This window comes from Sporomusa sp. 246TCP1 (genome assembly GCF_057319775.1).
In genome coordinates this window covers 198890-224056 of sequence record NZ_CM170492.1, presented here as the reverse complement: position 1 = coordinate 224056, position 25167 = coordinate 198890, and the positions used below count along the sequence as shown (strand labels likewise).

24 protein-coding genes are annotated in these 25167 nt (G+C 37.9%); 17 read left to right on the top strand and 7 right to left on the bottom strand.

Annotated elements, in window-relative coordinates:
• Window positions 1-4: 4 nt before the first annotated feature.
• The 4 genes from AC1ECB_RS01050 to AC1ECB_RS01035 all read left to right on the top strand — a co-directional run bounded on the left by AC1ECB_RS01050 (window position 5) and on the right by AC1ECB_RS01035 (window position 2713).
• A complete protein-coding gene (locus AC1ECB_RS01050; protein ID WP_485667080.1) occupies window positions 5-319 on the top strand; it encodes a circadian clock KaiB family protein in 315 nt (104 codons plus the stop codon).
• Between the two features lie 11 nt (window positions 320-330).
• Window positions 331-651: a circadian clock KaiB family protein gene (locus AC1ECB_RS01045; RefSeq protein ID WP_485667079.1), complete on the top strand. Its 321-nt coding sequence runs from the start codon at window positions 331-333 to the stop codon at window positions 649-651.
• A 15-nt stretch (window positions 652-666) separates the two neighbouring features.
• Window positions 667-2208, top strand: coding sequence for an ATP-binding protein (locus tag AC1ECB_RS01040; RefSeq protein WP_485667078.1), 1542 nt, complete (start codon window positions 667-669; stop codon window positions 2206-2208).
• A 358-nt stretch (window positions 2209-2566) separates the two neighbouring features.
• Complete coding sequence (locus AC1ECB_RS01035; protein WP_485667077.1) at window positions 2567-2713, top strand: Lrp/AsnC ligand binding domain-containing protein; 147 nt, start codon at window positions 2567-2569, stop codon at window positions 2711-2713.
• A gap of 141 nt (window positions 2714-2854) precedes the next feature.
• On the opposite strand, the gene AC1ECB_RS01030 is transcribed toward AC1ECB_RS01035, so the two are convergent.
• Window positions 2855-3301 (bottom strand): acyl-CoA thioesterase, encoded by a 447-nt coding sequence (locus AC1ECB_RS01030; RefSeq protein ID WP_485669251.1) that lies wholly within the window; start codon window positions 3299-3301, stop codon window positions 2855-2857.
• A gap of 284 nt (window positions 3302-3585) precedes the next feature.
• Window positions 3586-4455 (bottom strand): hypothetical protein, encoded by an 870-nt coding sequence (locus AC1ECB_RS01025; protein WP_485667076.1) that lies wholly within the window; start codon window positions 4453-4455, stop codon window positions 3586-3588.
• 358 nt (window positions 4456-4813) lie between these two features.
• On the opposite strand from AC1ECB_RS01025, the gene AC1ECB_RS01020 reads away from it, so the two are divergent.
• Both AC1ECB_RS01020 and AC1ECB_RS01015 read left to right on the top strand, forming a co-directional pair.
• Window positions 4814-7249: an HD domain-containing phosphohydrolase gene (locus tag AC1ECB_RS01020; protein ID WP_485667075.1), complete on the top strand. Its 2436-nt coding sequence runs from the start codon at window positions 4814-4816 to the stop codon at window positions 7247-7249.
• A 164-nt stretch (window positions 7250-7413) separates the two neighbouring features.
• Window positions 7414-7737 (top strand): hypothetical protein, encoded by a 324-nt coding sequence (locus AC1ECB_RS01015; protein ID WP_485667074.1) that lies wholly within the window; start codon window positions 7414-7416, stop codon window positions 7735-7737.
• Window positions 7738-7746: 9 nt separating this feature from the next.
• On the opposite strand, the gene AC1ECB_RS01010 is transcribed toward AC1ECB_RS01015, so the two are convergent.
• The gene (locus AC1ECB_RS01010; RefSeq protein ID WP_485667073.1) at window positions 7747-8550 is read right to left on the bottom strand and encodes a methyltransferase domain-containing protein; all 804 of its coding nucleotides are present in this window, start codon (window positions 8548-8550) and stop codon (window positions 7747-7749) included.
• A gap of 358 nt (window positions 8551-8908) precedes the next feature.
• Here AC1ECB_RS01010 and AC1ECB_RS01005 point away from each other — a divergent pair, with 358 nt between their 5' ends.
• Window positions 8909-10348: an MBOAT family O-acyltransferase gene (locus AC1ECB_RS01005; RefSeq protein ID WP_485667072.1), complete on the top strand. Its 1440-nt coding sequence runs from the start codon at window positions 8909-8911 to the stop codon at window positions 10346-10348.
• Window positions 10349-10372: 24 nt separating this feature from the next.
• Entirely contained in the window at window positions 10373-11518 is a 1146-nt protein-coding gene (locus AC1ECB_RS01000) for a hypothetical protein (RefSeq protein WP_485667071.1), read from the top strand.
• 37 nt (window positions 11519-11555) lie between these two features.
• Here the strand turns inward: AC1ECB_RS01000 and AC1ECB_RS00995 are convergent, their stop codons facing one another.
• A complete protein-coding gene (locus tag AC1ECB_RS00995) occupies window positions 11556-12170 on the bottom strand; it encodes an FMN-dependent NADH-azoreductase (protein ID WP_485667070.1) in 615 nt (204 codons plus the stop codon).
• Between the two features lie 278 nt (window positions 12171-12448).
• On the opposite strand from AC1ECB_RS00995, the gene AC1ECB_RS00990 reads away from it, so the two are divergent.
• A complete protein-coding gene (locus tag AC1ECB_RS00990; protein ID WP_485669250.1) occupies window positions 12449-13768 on the top strand; it encodes an amino acid permease in 1320 nt (439 codons plus the stop codon).
• A 216-nt stretch (window positions 13769-13984) separates the two neighbouring features.
• Window positions 13985-14887, top strand: coding sequence for a GTP pyrophosphokinase (locus tag AC1ECB_RS00985; protein WP_485667069.1), 903 nt, complete (start codon window positions 13985-13987; stop codon window positions 14885-14887).
• Between the two features lie 187 nt (window positions 14888-15074).
• On the opposite strand, the gene AC1ECB_RS00980 is transcribed toward AC1ECB_RS00985, so the two are convergent.
• Window positions 15075-15764 carry a Spy/CpxP family protein refolding chaperone gene (locus tag AC1ECB_RS00980; protein ID WP_485667068.1) on the bottom strand — a complete coding sequence of 230 codons (690 nt, stop codon included), beginning with the start codon at window positions 15762-15764 and terminating at the stop codon, window positions 15075-15077.
• Window positions 15765-15989: 225 nt separating this feature from the next.
• On the opposite strand from AC1ECB_RS00980, the gene AC1ECB_RS00975 reads away from it, so the two are divergent.
• From AC1ECB_RS00975 to AC1ECB_RS00955, 5 genes are all read left to right on the top strand, one after another.
• Window positions 15990-16661 carry a response regulator transcription factor gene (locus AC1ECB_RS00975; protein WP_485667067.1) on the top strand — a complete coding sequence of 224 codons (672 nt, stop codon included), beginning with the start codon at window positions 15990-15992 and terminating at the stop codon, window positions 16659-16661.
• Entirely contained in the window at window positions 16658-18028 is a 1371-nt protein-coding gene (locus AC1ECB_RS00970; RefSeq protein WP_485667066.1) for a HAMP domain-containing sensor histidine kinase, read from the top strand. The genes AC1ECB_RS00975 and AC1ECB_RS00970 overlap by 4 nt, the downstream gene beginning before the upstream one ends.
• 411 nt (window positions 18029-18439) lie before the next feature.
• Entirely contained in the window at window positions 18440-19576 is a 1137-nt protein-coding gene (locus AC1ECB_RS00965; protein ID WP_485667065.1) for an efflux RND transporter periplasmic adaptor subunit, read from the top strand.
• A complete protein-coding gene (locus AC1ECB_RS00960; RefSeq protein WP_485667064.1) occupies window positions 19573-20724 on the top strand; it encodes an ABC transporter permease in 1152 nt (383 codons plus the stop codon). Before AC1ECB_RS00965 ends, AC1ECB_RS00960 begins: the two co-directional genes overlap by 4 nt.
• A 2-nt stretch (window positions 20725-20726) precedes the next feature.
• Window positions 20727-21443 carry an ABC transporter ATP-binding protein gene (locus AC1ECB_RS00955; protein ID WP_485667063.1) on the top strand — a complete coding sequence of 239 codons (717 nt, stop codon included), beginning with the start codon at window positions 20727-20729 and terminating at the stop codon, window positions 21441-21443.
• 56 nt (window positions 21444-21499) lie between these two features.
• Here the strand turns inward: AC1ECB_RS00955 and AC1ECB_RS00950 are convergent, their stop codons facing one another.
• Window positions 21500-22393 carry an alpha/beta hydrolase gene (locus AC1ECB_RS00950; protein ID WP_485667062.1) on the bottom strand — a complete coding sequence of 298 codons (894 nt, stop codon included), beginning with the start codon at window positions 22391-22393 and terminating at the stop codon, window positions 21500-21502.
• Window positions 22394-22568: 175 nt separating this feature from the next.
• Here AC1ECB_RS00950 and AC1ECB_RS00945 point away from each other — a divergent pair, with 175 nt between their 5' ends.
• Together AC1ECB_RS00945 and AC1ECB_RS00940 are read left to right on the top strand one after the other, a co-directional pair.
• Complete coding sequence (locus AC1ECB_RS00945; protein WP_485667061.1) at window positions 22569-23012, top strand: helix-turn-helix domain-containing protein; 444 nt, start codon at window positions 22569-22571, stop codon at window positions 23010-23012.
• A gap of 109 nt (window positions 23013-23121) precedes the next feature.
• Window positions 23122-23682, top strand: coding sequence for a flavodoxin family protein (locus tag AC1ECB_RS00940; protein ID WP_485667060.1), 561 nt, complete (start codon window positions 23122-23124; stop codon window positions 23680-23682).
• Window positions 23683-23811: 129 nt separating this feature from the next.
• Here the strand turns inward: AC1ECB_RS00940 and AC1ECB_RS00935 are convergent, their stop codons facing one another.
• The gene (locus AC1ECB_RS00935; protein WP_485667059.1) at window positions 23812-25113 is read right to left on the bottom strand and encodes a phosphatidylserine decarboxylase; all 1302 of its coding nucleotides are present in this window, start codon (window positions 25111-25113) and stop codon (window positions 23812-23814) included.
• Window positions 25114-25167 lie beyond the last annotated feature (54 nt).

Below are 25167 nucleotides of genomic sequence, written 5' to 3'. Positions count from 1 at the left end.
TACCATGATGAATAGTAATATAATGGAAAGTCTAGATAAAAATCAAGACAGATGGATCCTACGACTATATGTTGCAGGACAAACACCAAAATCTATTCGGGCTTTTGCTAACTTGAAGAGAATATGTGAAACTCATTTGTCTGGAAAATATACAATTGAGGTTATTGACCTTGTAGAAAAACCGCAGATAGGTAGAGAACATCAAATCTTAGCCATCCCTACACTTGTAAGACAATTACCTATGCCGCTGATAAAAATTATTGGCGATTTATCAAATACTGAACGGGTACTAGTGGGGCTCAGTATTTTACCTAACTAGGAGGCTATGTAATGGACTATGTTAGTTCTGCTGATAACTTTGAACTATCCGCCGTCAGGGAAAAATTCCAACCTTGCTTATTACAACTATATATTGCGGGATGTTCTCTACACTCACAAAGAGCTATCTCTAATTTACGAACACTTTTTCAAGATCATCCAGAGATAAAATACCACTTGGAAATTATAGATATACTACAGCAACCCGAACTAGCTAAAGAAAACCAAATAATAGCCGTTCCTACACTGATAAAGAGAAAACCGGTTCCGATTCGGCTATTTATAGGAGATATGTCTGATATAGAAGTAATTATAGCTAAGCTAACTGCGTAAGTAAGGAGTTCTATTATGCATAACCATGAAGACCTTAAAAAACTGAAGCAAGAGGAATTACTAGAGCAATTACACGAAGCAAATAATGTTCTCTCTGCTATTAAGAACGGTGAGGTAGATGCCTTACTAGTTTCTCATCATCATAAAGACCAAGTGTATATTCTAAAAGGAGCGGACCACGTTTACAGAGTACTTGTAGAAGAAATGCAAGAAGGCTATTTGACAATTGATACAAACGGGCATATCCTGTTTTGTAATAGAAAATTTGCAGAACTTATCAATGTTCCCCTTAATAAAATCATTGGTTCACCGACAAGTTTATATTTTCCCTTAAGCGATTTATCTGCTATGAATAAGACTTTAAATGCGGGACATGCTCGGTACAAAAAAGAAACATGGATTAAGACACAACAGGGAAAACAAGTTTCAGTAAATATTTCTTGCGCTCGTCTCACGTTGGATACTGATATGTTTGCTTGCATAGTTGTTACAGATCTTACAGATCAAAAAAGGCGCGAGAAGTTAACCAACCTCGTTCTTGATCAAGCAACAGAGGCTATTCTAATATGCGATACTAACGGAGCTATTGTAAAAGCTAATAATATGGCGACTAGTTTGTTCGGTGAACAAATAGTTTCTCAGCAGTTCGATAGTGCAATACCTCTTTACTGTGAAATTCATCATAAAAGTCTTAATCTCGAATCCCTATTACGCTACGAAAATGATCTAAAACAAGAAATTTGTTTCAACGGAAAAGATAGTACTTTCTATTTTCTCGTTAGTGCCTCAATGTTACTTGACAAGGAAAACGGTGAAGCGTTTGGTTCAGTTGTAATGTTGACTGACATTACTGATAATCTTAAATTTAAGAAGGAAATGAACCGTCTTGATCGACTAAATATAATTGGTGAAATGGCAGCAGGTATAGGCCATGAAGTTCGGAATCCAATGACAACAGTACGGGGATTCTTACAACACTTTGTTCATAAGGATGAATTTAAGAAACATCGAGCCTCATTCGATTTAATGATCGAAGAGTTAGATCGAGCAAATTCTATTATTACTGAATTTCTTTCATTAGCAAAAAATAAGACTGTTGAACGTCACCCAGTTAACATAAATAATTTAATAAAGAATATACTTCCACTATTGCAAGCCGATGCTCTTAGATTAGGTCATCAAATCATATTTATGGGGGAGTCAACCCACGAGATACACGCTGATGAAAAAGAAATTCGTCAATGTATTCTTAATCTAGTTCGTAATGGGCTAGAGGCTATGAAAATAAATGGAACTTTATATATAAAAACGTTAGAGCAGAATGAAAAAGTATGTTTAACTGTTATTGATCAAGGTGAAGGCATTCCCGATACTATCATGGATAAGATAGGCACCCCCTTTTTTACTACTAAAGATAATGGTACAGGTCTAGGACTTGCAGTATGCTATCGTATTGCTGAGAGACACAATGCAAAACTGGAAGTTAAAACAGGGCCCGATGGCTCTGCATTTAGCTTAGTTTTTATTCCATTTGAGGAGAAAGAAATGTCGGACTAACAGGGTTGTTGACGCGAAATTAAACCATTTCATCTGCCAATATTGCATATTCATACGTATCATTCCAAATAGGTTTTCTTTCTTCGTCATACTTAAAAAATATGTTTTTTTGTAAATGTCCCTCTCTTCGCATATTTAACCGTCGTTCTAATTATTTCAAATTCTCCACATACCTTACTGGTGATTACTTCTTTATTTATAATCCAGCATGGAAAACAAATATCCTCCACCTTCAATCAACTTGTTGTATATTAAGCACTGAGCCATAGCTATCGAAATAGTAGCTATGGCTCTAGTTCTATACTTTACTTATTTTTCCTGCAATAATGTTAGTTAATGTACTTGAGATAATGAATCTGTGGTAGAAGCTAGTCGGATTAGTGGAGAAGGATGTTACATGCTGAAAATTCAGGTTAATTCTCAAGATGATTTGAACTATTTTTTAGATTCGATCTTGGAATATGGAAATTACCGAGTAAATATTTCTATCAGAAGGGTCAAATAACAACTACTCCGACCTAAGTTTAAAAAGCAGTTTAGCAAAAAATCAATTGAGTGCCTTTTTTGAGTATCGGTCGCATTTGAAAAAGGCTTGTTTGCATTGCTCATTTTACTTTGAACAAAAATTGTGATTGGGGGCTTGACTTTAATTACCTACCAGCAATATCTGCGCTTCTTTCTTTTTGCTCTTATTCAATTCATGACGTTGTCGTCCTTCTTCAAATCTTATCTTTTCTTCTTCAGTCTCTAACTTCAAAGGAGATATACTCAGTGGCTTCCCTCCAACATTCAATGCAACCATTGTAAAATAGGCTGTTAGCGCACATTTTCCTGGTGATTCGCTAAAAAGATTTTCTACTTCTACCGTAACTACAACTTCCATCGAAGATCGATTGACAAAGGTAAGAAAAGCATGACAGGTAACTAAGTTTCCAACATAGATAGGTTGATGAAAAATCAACTCATCTACTCTCGCAGTGACAACGTTTGTGCGTGCATGTCGCTGTGCGACAACAAATGCAGCATTATCCATTATTTTCATAATCTCGCCCCCATGTACATTACCCGCAGGGTTAGCCTGGTCTGGCTGCATAACCACTGACATTATCAATGCTGAACTTGCAACAGTTTTCCCCTCCATATACCCTTCTCACCCTTTCCTTTGCTATTCTTTGTATCTTACCGCAAAAGCAGCAGACAATATATTTACTATGCTAGTAAGATTAAAATCATTCCAATTTTTTTCAAAGTATTTTCAAAAAAATCAGGGGAAAATCCTTTTCAATGCAAAAAAATAGTCTCCGCCTTGCATTTTTGCTAAGGACGATGCTATTTTTCTCCCTTATAGATCCAACGTTTTACCCGGTTTTCATTCTGCTAGGTTAATTTACTTAACGCCTGTTCCCATTCTTTGTAAAATTTCTTTATAGATTGAAATCGCAGTTTTCTCTCTGGAAAAGTCGCTTTACATGCAAGTTCATATAGTTCTTTTGATCCTTCCCATCTTTCAAATGACCGATCAGATTCACCACCGATCAATCCAAACAAAAGTACTCCCATTGTATAAACATTTGTTATTGAATCTATAGGTGCCCCAAAAATATATTCTTCGGGTGATTTAAATCTTTTTGGTCCCCAAAAATTTTCCCCAATATCATTCACTGTAGGTTTCTTTCTATAAAAATCGATATCACATACTTTGGTTTCATCGGTATTAAAGTCATATAGAATACTTCCATCATAGAAATCAATTGCTGCATAATTCTTTTGTTCAACAAACAATAAAAAATTAAAGATTGCACTTATAGATTTCAATCGTTTTTCAAAGCTCAATCTTCTATATTTATAATAGGGTGAATTGGGGTGAGTATATCTGTTCCATTTATCAAATGTCCAATGAGCAAATAAACACTCGCCATTAAACCATTCAAACACGAGTGCTACTCCATCAGCTGTCGTTATTTTTTTTACAAAACTAATCAAATTTTCATGTCTTAAATCCTGATATACAGTTATCGCTTTATTAAGATTATCTATTGCTGTTTGCGTATTTCCTTCATACTCAACTGTTTGCGCCCCTGCGTATTTTACAAAGTATTTTTTCTCGTCATTTTGTACACCAAAGGAAATATTCCCAGAATCTTGCTGATCAAACACGCAGAAAACAGTTCCCAGTTCCTTCAGCCATCCGAAATTTTGTGTCTTTTTTAATTCAAAAGACACATTATCAATAATAGTTATTTCCATATATATTTTCCCCCATTGTCCTGTCAACATTGGAACATTTTGTTCCATATCGTGTCATTAAATTGTTCCATAACGTGCCATTACAATATCCTTTAACCACTCCCATCCTCAAATATTATATTATTGCTATTAATTCCCTATTTACCAAAAATTCCCGTTAAATTCATGCAACATTTAACAGGAATTTTCTATTATGCCATTAAAATGATTTTTTCCAGCTATAAAATTAAGTTACTTTAACAACATGGCACCACTGTCATGTTAAAATTAGAATAGCCTGACTACACCTAACGGCATGATTATTGCAATTAAAACTTATTAAAGGAATTAGTTTTTGGAATATACTGGAGGTATGTCTTTGAAAATTACCCGGATTACGCAAAAAATGCTAATATTTTCGATAATTATAGGACTAGCCACAATTATGCTTACTACTTGGTCTATGAATCAAATTGTTTTAAAGTATATTGATCAATTGGAAACTAATCTAATAGAAAAAAAATTCAACGAACTAGATTTAATACTTAGCAGAGAAACAAAGAGTCTCTTAGGAATATCCCGAGATTGGGCTTGTTGGGATGATACCTACTTTTACATGGCTGGCGAACTAGATGGTTATGAAGAAAAAAATCTACAAGAAGATATACTTAAGAAGATTAATCTAAATATTATGCTTTTCCTTAATACTGATGGTACTATTGTAAAAAGTGTACGAGCTGATATGAACGATGATAGTTTTAACGCTTTTGAAGAAAAGCTGACAGATAAAGTAAATGACCTATTGAATTCTGATGATAGCGAGGCTGCACATACTGGCATTATCAATATTGATGGAGCTATTTTTATCATTTGCATAGCGCCCATTACTACGAGTGATGAAACTGCTATTAGCAACGGCACTTTACTAATAGGGCGAAAAATTGATAAGGAAATTATTTGCTATATAAGCAATCTTCTAGACGCTGCCATTGTTATTTCAGAGAATCCCGCTGCAACCATCGAGCACAATATAGTTGTTGAAAAAACCGAGAAAAAAATTGACGCCCACAGCGCAATAAAGGATATTAATGGAGCTTATGAAATAAATGTTGGTATTTCAATGCCGAGAACGGAATACTCTTTAGGAAAATATTATATCCGCTTATTTATAGACAGCTTTTTAATTTTGTTTACTGTTATCGTAATCTTTGCCGTAGGTATGACGCAAACACACATAATTAAAAGGTTAAGCTTGATACACAATTTTATTAAAAATGTAGCCAAAACACAAGATACGAGTAAAATGCTCTCTGTTCCTTACAATGACGAGATTACCGACATTTCTAATTCAATAAACTTGATGTTAGCAGAGCTGACAGATGCTTATAAAAAGAAAAAAGAAACAGATGTAAGGGTGCGGACAATCTTAGAATCAATTGATGACGGCTATATAGAACATAATCTTAAAACCAATGACTACTATATCAGTCCCAAATGGAGTCAAGTGAGCGACGCAGAAAAAAATCAGCCTGCATTTGATCCGCTGGCAGCTTATTTTAAAAGAATTAATCCTGATTTTTGGCCGGAAGCAAATGCAAAACTAAAGGCATTGATTGAGGGTGAAAAAGATTATGATGAAATGGAATATACACTTACTACATTGACCGGCGAATTAATCTGGGTGCTTCATAAGGTCAAAATTGTAGAAAGAGACCATAATGGCAAAGCCTTGCGAATGGTTTGTTCTTTATTGAATATAAGTGCAAGAAAAGAATTTGAAGAAAAAATAGTAAAGCTTAGTTATTATGATGCTGTAACAGGGCTTTGGAACCGGCACTATATTGAGGAACAACTAAATGAATTAGCCTATCATCCGGATTTAGACTATTTTATAATCATGGGTGACGTAAATGGGTTAAAATTAGTAAATGACACTTTTGGGCATAAAGATGGAGACAGCTTAATTGTGAAAATCAGCCATATTTTATGCAGCGTAAGTGAACCCGACGATATCATCGCCCGCTGGGGCGGGGATGAATTTGTACTGTTTATTAAAAATAAAAGTGACAGTTATGTAGCGCAACTTATCGAAAGAATTCAAGAAGAATGCCGGAATGTGAAAACATTTGGGTTTAGTATCAGTATTGCTTTAGGCAGCGCCAGTAGTAAAGAACGGCCTACTCTAGAAGCTGTTATGAGTCTGGCAGAAGAAAAAATGTATCGAAATAAGATGACAGAAGAAAAAAGTGTGAGAAGTGCAACTATTGTTTCCTTAGAAAAAACATTGTATGAAAAACATAGTGAAACAGAAGAACACACCCAAAGAATTAAAAAACTAGCTTTACGATTAGCGGAAAATCTGCATCTATCAAATGACCAACTGCATGAATTAGAGCTTTTGAGTCTATTGCATGATATTGGTAAAATTGGCATACCTGAACATATACTAATGAAACCCGGCAAATTAACAAATGACGAATTTGCAACCTTAAAAGAACACACAGAAATAGGTTACCGTATTGCTAAAGCAACACCTGGTTTATCTCATGTGGCCGAAGAAATTTTGAGCCACCATGAAAAGTATGATGGTACCGGTTATCCCCAGGGACTAGCCGGAACCAATATTCCTATTTTGGCAAGAATCATCAATGTTATAGATTCTTTTGATGTTATGACTCACAAACGGATTTATAAGGAAGCAAGTACCTACGATTACGCCATCAGCGAGTTAATTCGGTGTTCAGGATCACAGTTTGATCCGATGATTGTAACTGAATTTCTTAAATTACTGGAAGAACAGAGTAATCCATTTTAAGTTACAACTAGTATATATATAGCCGAGTAATAACATGAATTAGACAGCTTCTATGACTTGCCACTTTAGGAATTAATAAGTTTTTCACATTATATTCTTTGCAGGAAATTACTTCCTTTTACCGAAGTAAGTAAAAAAATGGAATATAAGGAGATGAGTATAACATGGATACAGATATCAATAATGTGTTTGAAGGCTTACTAGACTGTCCACAATTAAAAGGATTTGTAAAAGTAGTTGGTATTTGGGAATTAATATTAAAGGAACAAACGGTTAAGATAAAAGTGACTTATGATTATAAGACAACATATTATAGTTATGCAGTAAGTCATTATTATCAAGGACCTACAGACGATAGGCCTAATATTCCACGTAAAATAATTGATGACACTTCAAATGGAATACTGAAAAGAGCAGTACGGATTATTCTCAGTGTATATGATACTGATTATGTAGGTGGGAAATGGGTAACAAATAAAGAGTTTTGATAGGTATATTTAGCGTCCTTTTGGGCGCTTTTCTTTTAGTACATTATAAGCTATAAAAAATATTCTCCTGAATAAAAATAATACATTGCCATCCTTTTGGAGATTATATTCTTTCTCAGTTAATTTCAATACATCAGTTTCAAATTCACACCTAAGAGCTTCGTTTGGTAGTTTATCAAGGTAAGGTCTCATTCCTGTTGATTTATACCAATCAATTATACTCTGGTGATTCTCCATCACGTGGCAGTAATTTGTTTCCCATAAATAAATCTCCGATGTTAGCGAGCATAGAATGTCATAGTATACTTGTGGTGAATCATAAAAAATTTCAGTAGTATTTGAGTTTAAATATGTATTCCACCTTTTATCTTTCACTGTTGTTTGAATAGCTTTATTGATACCCATATCAGTCACATTAGGAATTTGTATCGCAAGTATCCCATTTTCATTCAACATAGAAAATAGTTTTGGGATTAATTTTTCATGGTCTGGAATCCATTGAATTGCTGCATTAGAAAAAACAATATCAAATTTTCCCAAATGTGATAAATTTGCCTCTGCATCTGCTATCACCCATTTTAAATCCGGTATGTTTTCCTTGGCCTTTTTTATCATAGTACAAGAATTGTCAAGTCCAATAATTTCAGCTTTTGGCCATTTACTTTTAAGCTGTTTTGTACTATTTCCTGGGCCGCAACCGATATCAATAATTCGCGCCGGTTCGTCTTTTTCTATTCTGGAAATTAGATCTTTAACAGGTTGTGTACGTTCCATCTCAAACTTCAAATATAAGTCTGGATTCCACTCAGTCATAAAAATGCCCCCTATAATTGGTAATTATTACTCAAACTTTTAATTCGGATCATATTAGCCTAATCCCTCCTGCTCTTGAATAATTTTCCTTTTGCTAACTGTAATTATAAATCCACATATGTATAATTAAAATATGAAATATTCAATAAAGCCCTTATGGTTGACAGTGGGCTTAAATATAAAGGTAAGCCTTTACAGATTCTCCGTAAAGCCTTACCTTTATGCATTTTATATTCCTCAAAGCTTTTTTCAGTCGTTCGGAAGTTATGTTTGTGGCTTGTAAAAATTAACCTAAACTGATAATATAAGAAAGTAATTGTAGAATTTTATTATGTAAGCAAGTTTTTGAGGTGACACTATGTTATTTAATTCGTATGAGTTTATTTTTATTTTTTTACCAATTACATTATTGATTTATTTTACGTTAGCAAAATACAAGCTGACCAAGCTTGCGACAGCATCGCTCGTGATTGCCTCATTAGCATTTTATTCCTATTGGGACATACGATATTTACCGCTGTTATTGGGATCAATAGTATTTAACTATACTGCTGGTTCTTTTATAGAAAAAACGCGAAATAAATATTTACTCGCGTTTGCTATTGTAACCAATTTATCTCTATTAGGTTATTTTAAATATACTGGTTTTTTTATGCGGTCTTGCAATGATATATTAGATACGTCACTTTTGGTTCCCGAGATAATTCTGCCACTGGGTATTTCATTTTTTACGTTTACGCAAACTGCCTATTTAGTAGATGCTTATCGTGGTGATACCCAAAAATATAGTTTACTTACATATAGCCTATTTGTAACGTTATTTCCCCATTTGATAGCAGGGCCTATTCTTTATCATAAAGATATGATACCTCAATTTTCAAAGTTGAGGAATTTTGTCTTTTCACATAAAAACATGGCTTTAGGAATATCAATGTTTACCATGGGCTTGTTTAAAAAAGTTGTAATTGCAGATACACTGGCACCCTGGGTCAAGGTAGTATTTGACAATGCGGATAAGGTTAATTTTATTGATGCCTGGGCTGGAGCAATAGGGTACACACTGCAGTTATACTTCGACTTTTCCGGTTATTCTGAAATGGCAATTGGCCTTGGTTTTATGTTTAATTTTGTTTTACCAATCAACTTTAATTCGCCGTATAAAGCGACATCGATTATTGACTTTTGGCGTAGATGGCATATCACTTTATGTATATTTCTAAAGAACTACCTCTATATACCGCTAGGAGGCAACAGAAATGGTGAGATGAAGCGAATCCGGAATTTATTGCTTACTATGCTGCTCGGAGGACTATGGCATGGAGCAGGTTGGACGTTTGTTATCTGGGGCGGCTTACATGGTTGTTATTTGGCAGTAAATCATATGTGGCAGAAAACTGGGTTTTCTATGCCAGCATTGGCAGCATGGTTGCTTACATTTATTTCAGTTGTGATTGGATGGGTATTTTTTAGAGCTAATACTATACATGATGCATTTGCGATTTTACATGCGATGGCCGGGCTTAAAGGTATTATCCTTTCCATATCACTAGAACCAAACTTTGCATTTTTAAATAGATTCGGTGCCGATATAGATGTATTCCGTTTATTAAAAGCTGGCGAGATAGAGCTGATTGTGCTAGCTGTACTTATGCTAGTAGTCACAACGGTCAAAAATCCATACCAGTACATTGTGAATTTTAATCCCAACTGGAAATGGGTACTATCTATCGCGATAGCATTTGTGATAGCATTATTGGAGTTAACACAGGTATCAGAGTTTCTGTATTTTCAATTTTAATTTTGAGGAAAATGGGGTTTAGTTGTGAACAGATATAGAAGCTATAACCTAAAACTATGCACATTAGTATTAGTACTAGTTAGTACCATTTGTGTGATTAATATACTTGTTGATCCTTTTGGCATTTGGAATGTATGGAATAATAAATCCGTCAATGCCTGCAAGTCAGAACAAGAAACACATGAACGGTTATGTAGGGCTATTGCAATAATTAATATAAAACCATCAATTATTTTTATTGGATCATCTAGGGCGCGTATAGGGTTAGATCCTGGCTATTACGCGCAGATATATCCTGAGACGATTTATAATACAGGCGTGTCTAGTGTTACGATGAACGAAATGTTATGGTATTTTAAACATGCTTTACAAAATCAACCTGAGTTAAAACAGGTAATTATCGGTATAGACTTCTATGGATTTAATCGTAATTTTCCCAACGGCGAGGATTTCCCAAATCAACAGATGGGGAAATCACATCTTACTTGTAAGAGCTTTCTTGAGACCGCGGCATCATTGGATGCGTTGAAAAGTACTATGATAACAGTTAAAAATAATTTGGGTACGCCTGTGCCCAGCTTTTTTGAGCCTAACGGCAAGACTTCTGAACCTGCCATCCAAAATATTTATGGCAAAATTGTCGATATCGAAGGTTTTACTATGATCAACAGATTCAACATTAATACCAAAGAACATTATGCAAACTATGAATTATCGCCAGAGCGTATTGATGAGTTTCGCGAACTGGTTACCCTCTGTCGAGAAAAAAATATTACATGCAAAGTTTTTATCTCTCCCTCGCATGCAACAGATATGGAAGCAATTCATGTGGCCGGGAAATGGCAGGAGTTTGAAAATATGAAACGCCTGTTATGCGCCATTACGCCAATTCTGGACTTTTCAGGATATAACAGTATTACCACTGATCCAATAGGTAGCGAAAGGCGGTATTACTGGGACGGTTCTCATTATAATAAAGAAATCGGAAATATGATTTTGGGGCAATTAATTGGCACCAGGGGGGATAGTCCTGCTGATTTCGGCGTAATTATTACGCCGGATAATATTGAAGAACATCTCAGTTCTATTCGACAGGCAAGAGAAAAGTGGGCCAAGGATAACCCCAACATTGTTAATTACGTTCAGTCACTTAAGAAAACACAAACTTAATCTGTGATAGACAATTGTCGCTGAACGCTTCTAAAGGTTAGAAAATTTTAGCTAGTTCTGTCACTTCACATACCGCCTGTTCAAAAATTTTCTCCGTTTTGTTAGGGTCTGCTTCAATCCCTTCACATATTATTGTCTTAAAATTAGTGATTCCCAACAAATTGCAGATTGATTTTAAATAAGGTACCGCGTGATCATATGCTTTGGCTGGACCATGCAAGAAAACTCCGCCGCGAACATGAATAAGCAGCACTGGCTTATTCGCTACCAATCCCTTCCATCCGGTTTCTGTATATTCAAAGGTCTTTCCAGGTACGGTGATGTTAGCAATATATGCTGTAAGCATGGGAGGAAACTGTAAATTCCACATTGGAGCAGCAATAACTACCTTATCAGCTGCTAAGAACTGATTTGTAAAGTGATCAATTTTATCTAATAGAGTTTTTTCTTTAGCTGTAAGTTGTTCTTCTGTTTTATTCCAAGCCTCCAATACTTCACTATCAATTACCGGGATTTCCGTTTTATATAAATCCAACTCACTAATTGTATCAGTAGGATTATTGTTCATATACGCCTTAATAAATGACTGCATAAGTCGAACTGTATATGAGTTTTTTCTTGGATTTGCTATAATTGCAAGAACATTAGCCATAAAACACCATCCTTTAACCTGCCGACGCCGCAGACCAGCAGCTTTTTATTGGTAACAATTTGGTTAATTATGAGTTCGGTATGGTTTATTCCTTTTCCTGCTGAATGTTATCAACTGTCATTATTTCATGTATAATCGTGGAAATTCCATTGCCAGAAATTAGTATTGTGATATAATCATTCCAAAAGCATTTTTGTACAATACTGGAGGAATGATAGTTGGAAGAGCAGGATACTAAGAGACAATTAAATCGGGGGCTTAAAAACCGGCATCTGCAAATGATTGCCCTTGGGGGAATTATCGGCAGCGGCTATTTTTTAGGCAGTGGGTATGTGGTTGGCAAAGCCGGCCCGGCATCAGTACTGGCCTACCTGTTAGGCGGTTTGATTGTTTATGCTGTTATGGTATGTTTGGGTGAATTGGCGGTGGCCCGGCCAATTGCCGGTTCGTTTATCAGTTACACCCGTGACTATATATCACCGGCCTGGGCGTGTGGTGTGGGCTGGTGTTACTGGCTAACCTGGGTAACGTATGTACCGTCCGAAATGATTGCTGCCGGTATTATCATGAACGGTTTTTTCCCTGCAGTGAGTGCAATGTGGTGGGCGGTACTGTTTGGCTTAGCGATCACATCTATAAATTTATCCCGGGTTAATCTGTTTGGTGAAATGGAGTTCTGGCTGGCGCTATTTAAGATTGTTGCTCTTCTAATTTTTTGTGGTTTAGCTATCATGATTTTTTTTGGCGCTATTGGTGGCGGGGATTATCTAGGAACTAGTGTTCTGTTATCTAACGGCGGTTTTGCACCTGAAGGGTATTGGGCTGTGCTGCTGACGATGGTAATTGTTCTAGTTAATTTTCAGGGCTCGGAAATAATCGGTCTGGCAGCAGCAGAAAGTAAAGAACCGGCCAAGACAATTCCATCTGCCATCAGACAGATCACTATGCGGATTATCTCGCTCTATATTATTCCCATGCTGTTATTGGTCACTATTTTCCCCTGGGATAAAGCCAGCTTGGAAACAAGTGTGTTTGCGGCAGCATTGAGCGCTTATAATTTGGAATGGGCAGGAACTATTTTCTCGTTTGTTGTTTTAACAGCCGCTATTTCCTGCTCAAATTCTGGTTTATATGGCTGCACGCGTGCGATATATGCACTAGCACAGGAAAAGATGGCTCCCGAATTTCTGGGACGTCTCAACAGTCAGGGCGTGCCGCAAAATGCTACGGCCTTATCCATTGTGGTATGTTGGCTTGGGGTAGTGTTATATACCTTTGATCAAGATCAAAGTATTTATACCTATCTGCTGGCTTTATCCGGCTTTACCGGAGCAATTTCCTGGATATCGATTTGCTGGAGTCAATACAATTTTCGGAAGCAGCTTAGCTCGGCTGAAGTAAAGAAACTAAAATATAAAGCCCCGTTTTTCCCATATATTACTCAATTTGGCATTTGGGCCCAGATTGCTTGCCTGATTTTTGTCGCTTTTACCGAAGAACTCAGAACTTCATTATATCTTGGTGTGCCGCTACTGATTTTGCCAATTATTATTTACCGCTGGACGACGATGCGTAAGGAAGCAGTTACTGAATCATAGGCTTTGTTGTATGTGACCAATAAACAGTAACATATGCCCAGAATTATATCTTTTCTTGTCAAAGTTATAATTCTGGACATTTTTTCTAAAATAATTATAAAAGTTGAGTAATATTATAAAATAAACAACATACTGTTTTTATCCCCCAGACTTTTCAGCTTCAATGATCGTATAAATTTATGCTGTACTACACAGTTATTCTCAGGAGGCATTTAAATGGAAAAAATACTTGATTTGTATAGAAAAAACCATTCTATGTACAATGATTTTACCCATGAAATGCAAGATTTAGTAACTAATTTTTTAATGGAAAAAAATATTCGTATTCATTCTATCGTATCACGTGTTAAAGGAGAAACTAGCCTAAAAAATAAAATAATCAAAAAAAATTATACTAAATTAGAAGGAATAACCGACCTATGCGGCATTCGCATTATTACATATTTTTCGGATGATGTTGATTTAGTTGCAAATATCATTCAAGAATCTTTTACTATTGATCCGATAAACTCGGTAGATAAAAGAAAGCTGTTGCCGGTAACTCAATTTGGTTACTTATCCGTACATTTTATAGCAAGTTTGACTACCAGCCAACTACAGTTGCCTAACTATAAAAACTTTGCAAATTGTAAAGTTGAAATTCAAATTTGCTCTATTTTACAGCATGCTTGGGCAGAAATAGAACATGATTTAGAATATAAGTCGCAAGCCACTATTTCCTATAACGTACGACGTAAGTTCTCACGTTTGGCTGGATTATTGGAAATAGCCGATTCAGAATTTGTAGTACTTCGTGATCATTTGCAACCTTCTTCTGTATTAGCAAAAAAAGCGCTCTTTGCACCAGAATTATTTCCTTCAAAAACATCTACACCGCAAACCCTTTCCGAAAAACTCAGGCTGAAATTTCCTTTTGTCGAAGCTTTAGGTTCGACGATAAAAAAACATATCGATTTTACAACACTAAAAATTGGCTCTACCTATACCGCCATGGGCATGATCCTAGCATTGTTAATCACTCATATGGTGAATTTTCCACATCTTTTTTCCGCTATCACAGCTTACATCCATACAGAAAAGCATGTATTATTTTCATTAATCAGCATCTATTCTGTATAATATTACAAACCAAAAGGTACATCAAAACAATAAGTAATCCTTTAATGAACATGACACAGTGTCATGTTTATAATTGCTTCCATAGCGTATCACTTTTGTCCATTTTCGTGGCATATAAAAGCCTCCTGTCGTAGTTATCCTACAACAGGAGGCTTTTCATCGTAATATCCATTTTGTTGGATTCGAATCAGATGCCTGGGAGGCTTGATTTTACAGGAGCGGGCAACAAGATTCGTTGTTGCTGTTGCCGGCAAGCATCAAATTTGGTTTGCTGTTCTGTTGTAAGCTGTGCACGAATAGTCTTTGTGGAATCTTGCTTTATTTTTTTTATTTGCATAGCCTTTTGCTCATTTGAGAGTGTGCTATCGCCTAAAGCATCCCATGTTTGAACTTTAGATTGTTCAGTCACTTTCGCAATTTCTCTTTTTTGTTGTTGCGTTAATTCTAAGCTTTTCAGCATTTCAATTTGATTTTTACCTGCTTCCTTCATTTTTGCAGTAATTTGATCAAATGATGCCTGTTGGGTTGGATTCAACTGATTACGTACATTGCTCAGCGCACCGGTTCTTATTGTCTGGATTTGCTCAACCAAATCCTGTATTTGCTGTTTTCTTTGTTTGCCGGCAAATGGACTCCGGCTAATATGTGCATTGGCCTTTAGTTCTTTTATTTGATTATTAGCCTGGCGAAATATCACCTCAATTTCTGCTTTTTGTTGACTGCTTATATTCAGATCTTTTACCGGACTTGCCTGAGCTATTCCTAGCATTCCGGTCGGATTGCTGCTACAGCTTACAGTCATAAGTCCCGTAAGCATCATAATTCCGACAACCGCAGTCACTAACTTTGTAAACAGTTTTTTCCCAGTTTGAATCATTGATTTTACCTCCCTAAATTAATGATTTTATATTAGCCATACGTTCGGCAACAAGTCTTATTATAAAGGATCAATATGGCAGCAATATGGCAAAATTCTTGGTGAAAAAATTATTATATAAAAATATAAAACCTGCCATATCTATGCCATTATTTTGTATTATACTTAAAAAAAGAAATTAATAAATCTTCCTTAATATTTATAAAAAAGGGTGAAATTAGTTACATGTTAAAGATTCTTATTGCCGATGACGAGAAAGATATAAGAGACATCGTTACCTGGTATCTTAACCGCGAAGGCTTTCAGGTTTTTGCGGCAGCAGACGGAAATGCCGCTATGGATATCGAGACATCCCTATCACCTGATCTTCTAATACTGGATGTGATGATGCCCGGCTTATCCGGCTGGGAAATTGCCAAAACAATTAAGCGGAATGTACCCATTATATTTTTGACGGCACTAGGAGAAGAAAACGACAAAATAACTGGCTTCAACCTGGGTGCCGATGATTATATTCCCAAACCCTTTAGTCCACGGGAGTTAGTTGCCAGAGTACGCGTTATTTTGCGCCGGAACGGAAAACTGGCATTGACGGGAGATGTACTACAATTTTCTTCCTTGTCAATAGAGCCAGGAACACAAAAAGTTATTATTAATGACGAACGTATTGAGTTATCTACCAAAGAATTTGAATTATTGTATTTTTTGGCCCGCCATCCCCATACTATTTTTACCAGGGAAAATCTGACGATTAATTTATGGGGCTACGACTTTGATGGGGATGAACGTACTGTTGATACTACTATTAAAAGAATCCGCAAAAAACTTGGCATGGCCGGCGATTTTATAAAAACAATACGCGGAACCGGTTACAAATTTGAGGTGGACAAACAATGATAACCCGTTCCCTATTCTTGCGTCAGTTATTCAGCCATGTGGCAATTATCATCTTTATGGCCCTAACCTTGCTATGCTCGGTTATCTACTTTGCCTATCAAGGCAATAAAGGGGACTTAGCAATAAGGGTTAGTAATATTGCCACCTTTTTTTCAGAGGATTTGAAATCCGGTCACATACCCAACCTGCGGGAATGGCAATTAGCAAGTCAGGCTACGGGAGCAATACTCTGGTTGGAAAATAACGACGGACAGGTTCTCCAAGGACTCCAGCCGGATCATTTGTACGCAGAATCCAATAAAATCTATAATTCATTTGATTATTCCCGGCAAATCCTTCTTTCACCCGAAGGGCAAAATGCAATCATTATTTCAGTACCAGTGACAGTAGAGGACAAGCCAGGACACCTACTAGCCTATTATTCGATTAACTCTCTGCATTCTATTTGGGAAAGAGTACTCCGCTTCTCTCTCTTTCCTTTTATCGCCGGACTTGTATCAGCCTTATTACTCGCACTACTGTTGTCGCGCAAATTAACCCACTCGATTGCCGACATTGCTGCTGCCGCCAAACGCTTCTCTGCAGGAGACTATGCAAGCCGTACCCGTTCCACCGGTAAAGACGAAATCGGAGCCTTGGGAAAAACGTTTAATGCCATGGCCGATGCTATTCTTCATACCCAGCAAACCAGACGCGATTTTTTCACTAATATTTCGCACGAATTAAAAACACCACTAAGTTGCGTTAAAGCAACAACAGAAGCTCTCATTGACGGCATTGCAACAAATGATCAAGAAAGAACTCAGTATTTGGAAAAGATATTAGCTGAGACAGACCGAATGACCAGATTAGTGCATGACATTACGGATACTGAGCAATTGGAATCCGGCAAAATGGTTATCAAACAGGAACGGATTGATTTAGCATCATTGCTTATAAACCAAGCCGATAAGATAGAATTGCTGTTAAAGAAAAAAAATCTTTCGCTGGTGCTGCGTCTAGAAACTGATAAGCGCTACATTTTGGGCGATACTGATCGATTGGAGCAGGTTCTCGATAACCTTCTAAGCAATGCAAGCCGATACGCTCCGACTGGTTCCCGTATCTGTTTACTATTGACCGAAGAAAACGGATGGCTCCAAGTTTGCGTATCTGATCAAGGAGAAGGAATTGCCGCAGAGTATTTCCCCTTAATATGGGAGCGCTTTTATCGGGTTGACAAATCTCGTAACCGCTCTACCGGTGGAAGCGGCCTAGGCTTATCCATAAGCCGTGGTTTAATAGAAGCTATGGGCGGAACAATTTCGGTAGAGAGCAAAAAAGGAGAAGGAACTACTTTTACAATACGTATCCCTTGGCAAAAATAGAGCCTTTCATTAAACATAAAGATGCAAGCTGCAATCAGCTTGCATCTTTTATTTATAAATTAGTTTATCAATGGTTGCCATATTCATGACACTTTGCCAATTTATAATGGATTTAGTTTTACATCGCAGACTTTAGAAAAGATATTTCCACAACGGAGGATTATGCAAAATGCTTGTTACTGTTGCCAAAAACGCGGAGCTACTCCTACATCATGCGCAGGTTATGTATGGTCTATTGTTTGTTCTTACGACCCTGCTCCTATACTTAATTAATATTCTTAGCAGAGCTATCGCGGAAATCTTGTATTATGTTCCATACCCATACTAGTAAATTAAGAAGTAAGCAAATCTTTAATTAGCAATCACACGGGAGAGGATTTTTTGATGAAATTCAATAGGAGTCTAAGGTTTTTGGGGTTAGCAATCGTATTTGCCTGTATCATTAGCTTTGTTCTTTATGAGTGGGGTGGCTTTGGACCACAAAAGGTAGTTGCTGAAAAAGTTAAAACAGATACTCTCAAACCAACCGTGTTTGGAATAGGTACAGTACAGGCGAAAATGAATTACAATGTAGGGCCTACCCAAACCGGTAGAATATTGAGACTCTATGTGGATCAAGGTGATGTGGTAAAAGCAGGACAAGTGTTAGGGGAAGTTGACCCGGTCGACCTTGAACAACGCATCACTGCCAGTAACGCCGCGTTAGTTGGCAGTCAACACGCTGCAGAAACAGCCAAGGCACAAATTGAAGATGCTAGGAGTCGTAATCAATTAGCGCAGACAACAGTAGCCCGCTACACAGAGCTATTCCGAAGCGGGGCTATCAGTAAAGAATTATTGGAAGCTAAACAAAATGATGCCGAAGTTGCCCAGTCAGCTTTAGTTTCAGCATTATCTGCTTTTCAGGCATCACAAAGCAAGGTAGATCAAGCTTCCGCCGACTATCAAGGCCAGCTCGATCAGAAGAAAAACCTCCTGCTGATCAGCCCGGTAGATGGAATTGTAGTTTCCCGTCAGGCAGAAGCTGGCAGTACAGTCATTGCCGGGCAAACTGTTTTTACTATTATTGATCCGAAAACACTTTGGGTACAAACTAGAATTGATCAAACCTGTTTTAGCGGGGTTGATCTTGGACAAACGGCAGAAATTGTACTACGCTCTAATCAAACCGAGGTTCTGAAGGGAACGGTTGATCGTCTTGAGATCCAAGGTGACACGGTTACAGAAGAACGTTTTGTTGACGTAAAGTTTGAAACTGCTCCCGCTACGGTTTTCTTGGCGGACTTAGCTAATGTAATTATACATTTGCCTACGGCAGCCAATTCTTTATATATTCCGGCTGTGGCAATAAAAACTAACAACAATGAAGCTGGAGTCTGGGTTATCCAAAATGGCAAAGCTTATTATAAGACGGTAAAAACCGGAGTCCGAACCACTGATGGCAAAGTCCAAATTATCACTGGGCTAGAACAAGATGAAACCGTCGTCCTTAATTGTAAAACACAACTCACCGAAGGAGCGAGAGTAAGGCTGGTGTCAACATTGTGATCAATTTAGCGATTCGGGATATTCGCTATAGCTGGTGGCGTTATTCTCTTACCGGCATGGTTTTAGGATTATTAATTGCAACCACAATTACATTGTGTGGGATTTACCGCGGGATGAGTGCCGATGCACTTTCGCTGCCGGCTACAGCGGGATCAGATATTTGGGTTGTGCAAAAAGATACCTTGGGACCTTATGCGGAAGCCTCCTCCCTTTATGCTGATGAATATCGCGGATTAGCCGGTTTTCCCGGAGTCGCAGAAGTAGCTAATTTAATAATTTTCTCAAGGCAAGTACAATGGGGAAATAGCGATGTTCGGATAATGATCACAGGATACGAGGATGGTAAAATGGGACAACCAACAAATATCATAGCTGGCCGGCCGATTATTCAATCCAAATATGAAGCAATCGCGGATAAAAAGAGCGGCTTTAAAGTAGGTGATAAAATTCATATCCGTGGCTATGAATATACAGTTGTCGGATTAACGGAACGGATGGTAAGTCCATCAGGAGATCCCGCCCTTTTTATTCGATTAAAAGACGCACAAGAAATTCAATTTAAAAAAGACACTACGTCGGTTTATAACGACCGAAAGAGACAAAATGCGGCGGATGATAATAACCAATTTTCCAAGTATAAAACCAATGCAATCTTGGTTAAGGTGGCACCGGGATGGGACGTACATCAGGTAGCAGCAAGTATCAAACAGTGGAAACACTTTGAAGCCTACACATACTCGGACATGGAACATCTACTTTTATCAAAGATTATCGATAAAGCAGCCAAACAAATTGCCTTTTTTTTAATCATCTTGGAAGTTGTCGGTGCCGCTATCGTTGCGCTCTTGATTTATACAATGACTATGAGTAAATTGAAGGAAATCGCCGTTTTGAAGTTGATTGGCGCTAGCAATGGTCTGATTACGATGATGATTTTACAAGAAGCCTGGGGGATTGGTATTATCGGTTATGCGATAGGGTATATTGTATCTGATCTTTGGGTACCAATTTTTCCGCGATATATCGCATACAATACGGATATTCGAGTGTTTTCCTTTGTACTAACGATGGCAATATGCACTCTCGCCAGCATTATCAGCATTCGAGCGGCAATTAAAATTGAACCGGCAGCGGCGATTGGGGGATAACTATGGATACTGCGATAGTAATGGAAGAAATTAAAAAGCGCTATGGCACAGGCGAGAAGACTGTTGATGCTCTGCGCGGCGTAAATATGACTGTCTATTCCGGGGAAGTGATTGGCCTCATTGGAGCAAGCGGCTCAGGGAAAACAACCTTACTGCAATGCCTGGGTGCCATTATTGACCCTACTGCTGGTCGGATTGAGCTTGGTGGAAACGTAATCTTTGATAATGGCTGGTTGATCCACGATGTCCGCACGCTCAGGCGAGACAAAATTGGCTTTATGTTTCAAGCTCCCTATTTAATTCCCTTCCTAACAAATATTGAAAATGTCGCCCTGCCCATGTTATTGGCGAGACAGCCCTACGAAAAAGCACGGCAGCGGGCGTTAGAACTATTAACTACCCTTGATATTGCTGATAAGGCAGAGTTCAAATCCTACCAGCTTTCCGGCGGTCAGGCGCAACGAGTATCGATCGCCCGGGCGTTGGCCAATAATCCTCCGGTAATATTGGCTGATGAGCCAACAGCTCCCCTTGATAGCCACCGTTCACTAGCTGTAATCAAGTTATTGAATGAATTGGCTAAGCAATATGGAACAGCCATCATTGTCGTAACCCATGATGAAGTGGTTATACCGACCTTTAGACGGATCTATCGGATGCGGGATGGTCTGGTTTTTGAGGAAAAGGAGAAGAACGCGATGTCTTTACCGGCAAAATAGCAAAAATGCTGCTATTTTCGTCACAAGCCAGAAAAATTGGTATCCATTGTATCACATCACCCAACATGTTTTTGTACAAATTTGCCGATATTATTGATTGCCTGCTGCGCCTCAGGTACAATTGCAGCAAAGGCGTGAAATACATGCCACATGTTATCCCATACTTCCAAGGTAACGTCCACGCCAGCTTCTTGAGCCCGCGCTGCCAAGCGGGTAGAATCATTCAGTAATACCTCATGGTCGCCGACCTGAATTAAGAGACTGGGTAATCCACCCAGGTTTTGGTTTATTGGAGATAAAATTGGTGGTTTTATCGCAGAAGTTTCAATATAGTAGTCTGCGGATAGTTTGCATCCGCTTAGACTACATAAGGGATCTAATTCCGCTCGACTTACATAGGACTCACCGTCAAAATATATTAGATCCGACCACGGCGATAACATAAATGCGGCGGCAGGTAACTGATAACCAGCATCACGTAATGACAGTAAGGTCATAAGCGTAAGACCACCACCTGCAGAATCCCCGCCGATTACAATATTTTTAGGCAATATACCACTTTCAATAAGCCAACTGTAAGCGCTAATTGCATCATCATTGGCACTGGGATATTTATGTTCCGGTGCCAACCGATACTCCACCACCAGGACGCGAACGGCGCTCGCTGCAGAAATACTGGCCGCTAAAGCGCGATAAGTATCACATGAACCGGAATAAAAACCACCGCCATGAAAATAGAGAATTACCTGTTCATTCCCTGTAGGGACATTCGCTGCCGTAACCCACTCTGCCGGTAAATTATTTACCATTACCTTATCAACAGTAGTACCACTGGGGAGTTCCGCCTTAATAGCCACTGCCGTCCATTCCCGGCGTATCTGTTCAACTGTATTTTTCTCAAGATCAAATTTTTCCTTCATAGCGATAAGATAGTCTCTTATAAATGACATGGTAACCCACTTCTCTTTTTTATAGATTTTCCAAGATATCTTTCTTTATCCGTAAAGTAAACTCCTGCCATAGCGCTCTGTTTTATCGTGGATAGTTGTGGTATTATAAATTAGAGTAGTTAATAAATATAACTTATGAATCGGCAAATTTAAATATTATGGATGTGATTTTAGCATGTCAACAGAAACCAATAATAAGTTACTCAAGATTGGAGATATTGCCAATCTTGCGAAAGTCACTCCACGTACAATCCGGTATTATGAAGAACTGGGTTTATTGACTCCTTCTGAAATAAGTTCTGGCGGTTTCCGCCTGTATACTGAAACCGATTTGCTACGGTTAATATTTATTAAGCGTTTTAAAGATTTGGACTTCTCTTTAGAGGAAATCCGCAAGCTGCTGGAAGGAATCGATTTGACACAAAGCAAGGAAGAAAAAATAAAAACAATCAATCACTTGCTGGAGGAAGAATTCCGCCAAATTAGTTGTCGAATGGCGGAATTGGAAAAATCACAGTTACGTATAAAAAAAGCTATGTCCTCGCTCGAAATATGCAAAAATTGTTCTCTCGCAATTTGCCCTTCGGAATGTGTGCATAAAAAATCGTTGCTTGAATAACTGCCTGAAAATTTCAGGTGTTTTTTTTATTTTGTATATTGACGTTAACGTTAAGGTGATGTAGTATGATATATAGATTGGAAAAAATATAAAACAAGGAGTGATTACGATGAAAATCGTCGGCTTAGTAGGTAGTCCCCGAAAAAACGGTAATACGGATGTGTTGCTGCAAAAGGCTTTGGAAGGAGCAAAGGCTCAAGGCAGCAACACCGCTATCTATTACTTAAATGAAAGGAATATACGCGGCTGTCAGGCATGCGGGGGCTGTAAAAAAGCTGGAAAGTGTGTAGTCGAGGATGATCTGACTGAAATTTTCACAGCCATTGACGAAGCAGATGGGGTTATAATAGGCTCTCCAATTTACTTTGGTCGTTTTACTGCCCAGACTGCTCTCTTTATGGATCGGTTATTCGGGTATCTGAAACCTGATTTTAGCAGTAGCCTCGGTAACGGCAAAAAATATGCCCTGATATTCACCCAAAATCAACTAGATAACACTACATATACAAATACCATCAAGGCTACAGCTCAAGTATTGGAACGTGTTGGTTTTATAAGTGGTCCTAAGCCATTAGTGGGAACCGGATTGCCTAATGCCGGCATGGTGTATGAAGATAAACAACTTTTGCAAAGCGCCTATGATATCGGCCAAGAATTGGCACGCCGGTAATTACACAATCCCAATTCCATAAAAAGGAAAAGCACCTGCCAAATTATATATATTTTGGCAGGTGCTTTTCTCAGTTCTTATTAATTGGTATTATTTTAATCGTTACTTATACAAAACCTGTCATATAGGTTATTGTCTAACCCCCTGCATTATGCCGTAAGCTTCTCCCATATAAATATGTTTATACGAATCGACATCAAGTACGGGAGCGGTTAATTCAAAGCCTGCCTGTGGCTGGAAAAGCATTACAATATCAGAGCCGCCAAATAGAAAGTAACCGAGCGGATCACCTTTTTTGACTTTGGCGCCGACTTTAACGCTTTCTTCGAAGTTAACAGAGGAAACTTGCGACATGCCGATTGGCAAAACAGCAACTAAACCATATTTTTCCGTATCGATAATAACACAGGAACGAGTTTCAATAGACTGCCATGCAGGATTTTTAGCTTCTAACACATACTTATGAAGTTTTTCATTCCAGAGAGTAATCCCGCCTACGGCATCATCAGCAAGGATAGTGCGAACCTCTTTGATTGTTCCGCTTACAGGGAAATGATAGCGGTGATAATCATTTACATCTAGGAAAGTATGTGTTAAAATCCCATTAGCGAATGCGCCGGCATAAGCGCTATCCCAACCGAGAATATCAATTACGGAGTTAAAATTAGCTGATTTTAACTGTACACCTTTTTGCTGTCCAATGCGAGAGTTTTTATCAATTTTCCATACACCCTGCGGTGTGGAATCTGCAGGAGAAATAACGACAGCTTCATTCGTAGTTTCAGCAATAGGACGAGCAGCTGGCGAACTTAAATAGCGGGCAAAAAAGTCATTAAATGTAGCCCAATTTTGAGGACTTTCATACCAGCCATTGTTCATACCGAATCTTTCATCAGCACAGGATTTTTTATAAAATTCTTCATTCCAGGAATCTTTAGTACTTAAATATTCACCCCAGTGTTTAGTGAAGTTTATCATCCAGGAACGGTAAGGTTCTACGTATTGAAGTGAATTGTAGTAGTAACCCTTACCTTTGAGTCTATCTAATGGCTGGTCGATAAGAAAATAGAAGTAGTCTAAACTTTGATCAATGCTCTCGTATAATTTGGGATAGTGTTCCGCTGAAGGCAGGATGTTGAACGGCATAGCTGTTGTTGACCAATCAATGAAATCGTAATATTCTTCTAAAGATTGAACTGGATTAGTTTCCCGGTCAGGATTAATCTGTTTGGCCTGCTTAATAGATTGAATAAGCATGCTTTTGAGGTCGGCATTGTGTTCTACAATTGTAATTAGCTCTTCAGTATCAGGTGCATGCTTTTTGATGCTTTCTGCGGCAGCAACGTTGTTAATGTTAGAAAAAAGCGCAACATTGAATAATAGTAAAGCAATGATAAAACTAAAGATGCTATTAGGACATTTCTTTAACATAGAGTAGCCTCCTTTATTTGGAATGTGATATTTTAGATTTTTCTTCGACATTGC

Excerpts from the sequence above, each read along its gene's own strand:
- AC1ECB_RS01050 (WP_485667080.1), top strand. The coding sequence starts at position 5 with ATGATGAATAGTAATATAATGGAAAGTCTAGATAAAAATCAAGACAGA.
- AC1ECB_RS01045 (WP_485667079.1), top strand. The coding sequence starts at position 331 with ATGGACTATGTTAGTTCTGCTGATAACTTTGAACTATCCGCCGTCAGG.
- AC1ECB_RS01040 (WP_485667078.1), top strand. The coding sequence starts at position 667 with ATGCATAACCATGAAGACCTTAAAAAACTGAAGCAAGAGGAATTACTA.
- AC1ECB_RS01030 (WP_485669251.1), bottom strand. The coding sequence starts at position 3,301 with ATGCAGCCAGACCAGGCTAACCCTGCGGGTAATGTACATGGGGGCGAG.
- AC1ECB_RS01025 (WP_485667076.1), bottom strand. The coding sequence starts at position 4,455 with ATGGAAATAACTATTATTGATAATGTGTCTTTTGAATTAAAAAAGACA.
- AC1ECB_RS01015 (WP_485667074.1), top strand. The coding sequence starts at position 7,414 with ATGGATACAGATATCAATAATGTGTTTGAAGGCTTACTAGACTGTCCA.
- AC1ECB_RS01010 (WP_485667073.1), bottom strand. The coding sequence starts at position 8,550 with ATGACTGAGTGGAATCCAGACTTATATTTGAAGTTTGAGATGGAACGT.
- AC1ECB_RS01005 (WP_485667072.1), top strand. The coding sequence starts at position 8,909 with ATGTTATTTAATTCGTATGAGTTTATTTTTATTTTTTTACCAATTACA.
- AC1ECB_RS00995 (WP_485667070.1), bottom strand. The coding sequence starts at position 12,170 with ATGGCTAATGTTCTTGCAATTATAGCAAATCCAAGAAAAAACTCATAT.
- AC1ECB_RS00990 (WP_485669250.1), top strand. The coding sequence starts at position 12,449 with ATGATTGCCCTTGGGGGAATTATCGGCAGCGGCTATTTTTTAGGCAGT.
- AC1ECB_RS00985 (WP_485667069.1), top strand. The coding sequence starts at position 13,985 with ATGGAAAAAATACTTGATTTGTATAGAAAAAACCATTCTATGTACAAT.
- AC1ECB_RS00980 (WP_485667068.1), bottom strand. The coding sequence starts at position 15,764 with ATGATTCAAACTGGGAAAAAACTGTTTACAAAGTTAGTGACTGCGGTT.
- AC1ECB_RS00975 (WP_485667067.1), top strand. The coding sequence starts at position 15,990 with ATGTTAAAGATTCTTATTGCCGATGACGAGAAAGATATAAGAGACATC.
- AC1ECB_RS00970 (WP_485667066.1), top strand. The coding sequence starts at position 16,658 with ATGATAACCCGTTCCCTATTCTTGCGTCAGTTATTCAGCCATGTGGCA.
- AC1ECB_RS00955 (WP_485667063.1), top strand. The coding sequence starts at position 20,727 with ATGGATACTGCGATAGTAATGGAAGAAATTAAAAAGCGCTATGGCACA.
- AC1ECB_RS00950 (WP_485667062.1), bottom strand. The coding sequence starts at position 22,393 with ATGTCATTTATAAGAGACTATCTTATCGCTATGAAGGAAAAATTTGAT.
- AC1ECB_RS00945 (WP_485667061.1), top strand. The coding sequence starts at position 22,569 with ATGTCAACAGAAACCAATAATAAGTTACTCAAGATTGGAGATATTGCC.
- AC1ECB_RS00940 (WP_485667060.1), top strand. The coding sequence starts at position 23,122 with ATGAAAATCGTCGGCTTAGTAGGTAGTCCCCGAAAAAACGGTAATACG.
- AC1ECB_RS00935 (WP_485667059.1), bottom strand. The coding sequence starts at position 25,113 with ATGTTAAAGAAATGTCCTAATAGCATCTTTAGTTTTATCATTGCTTTA.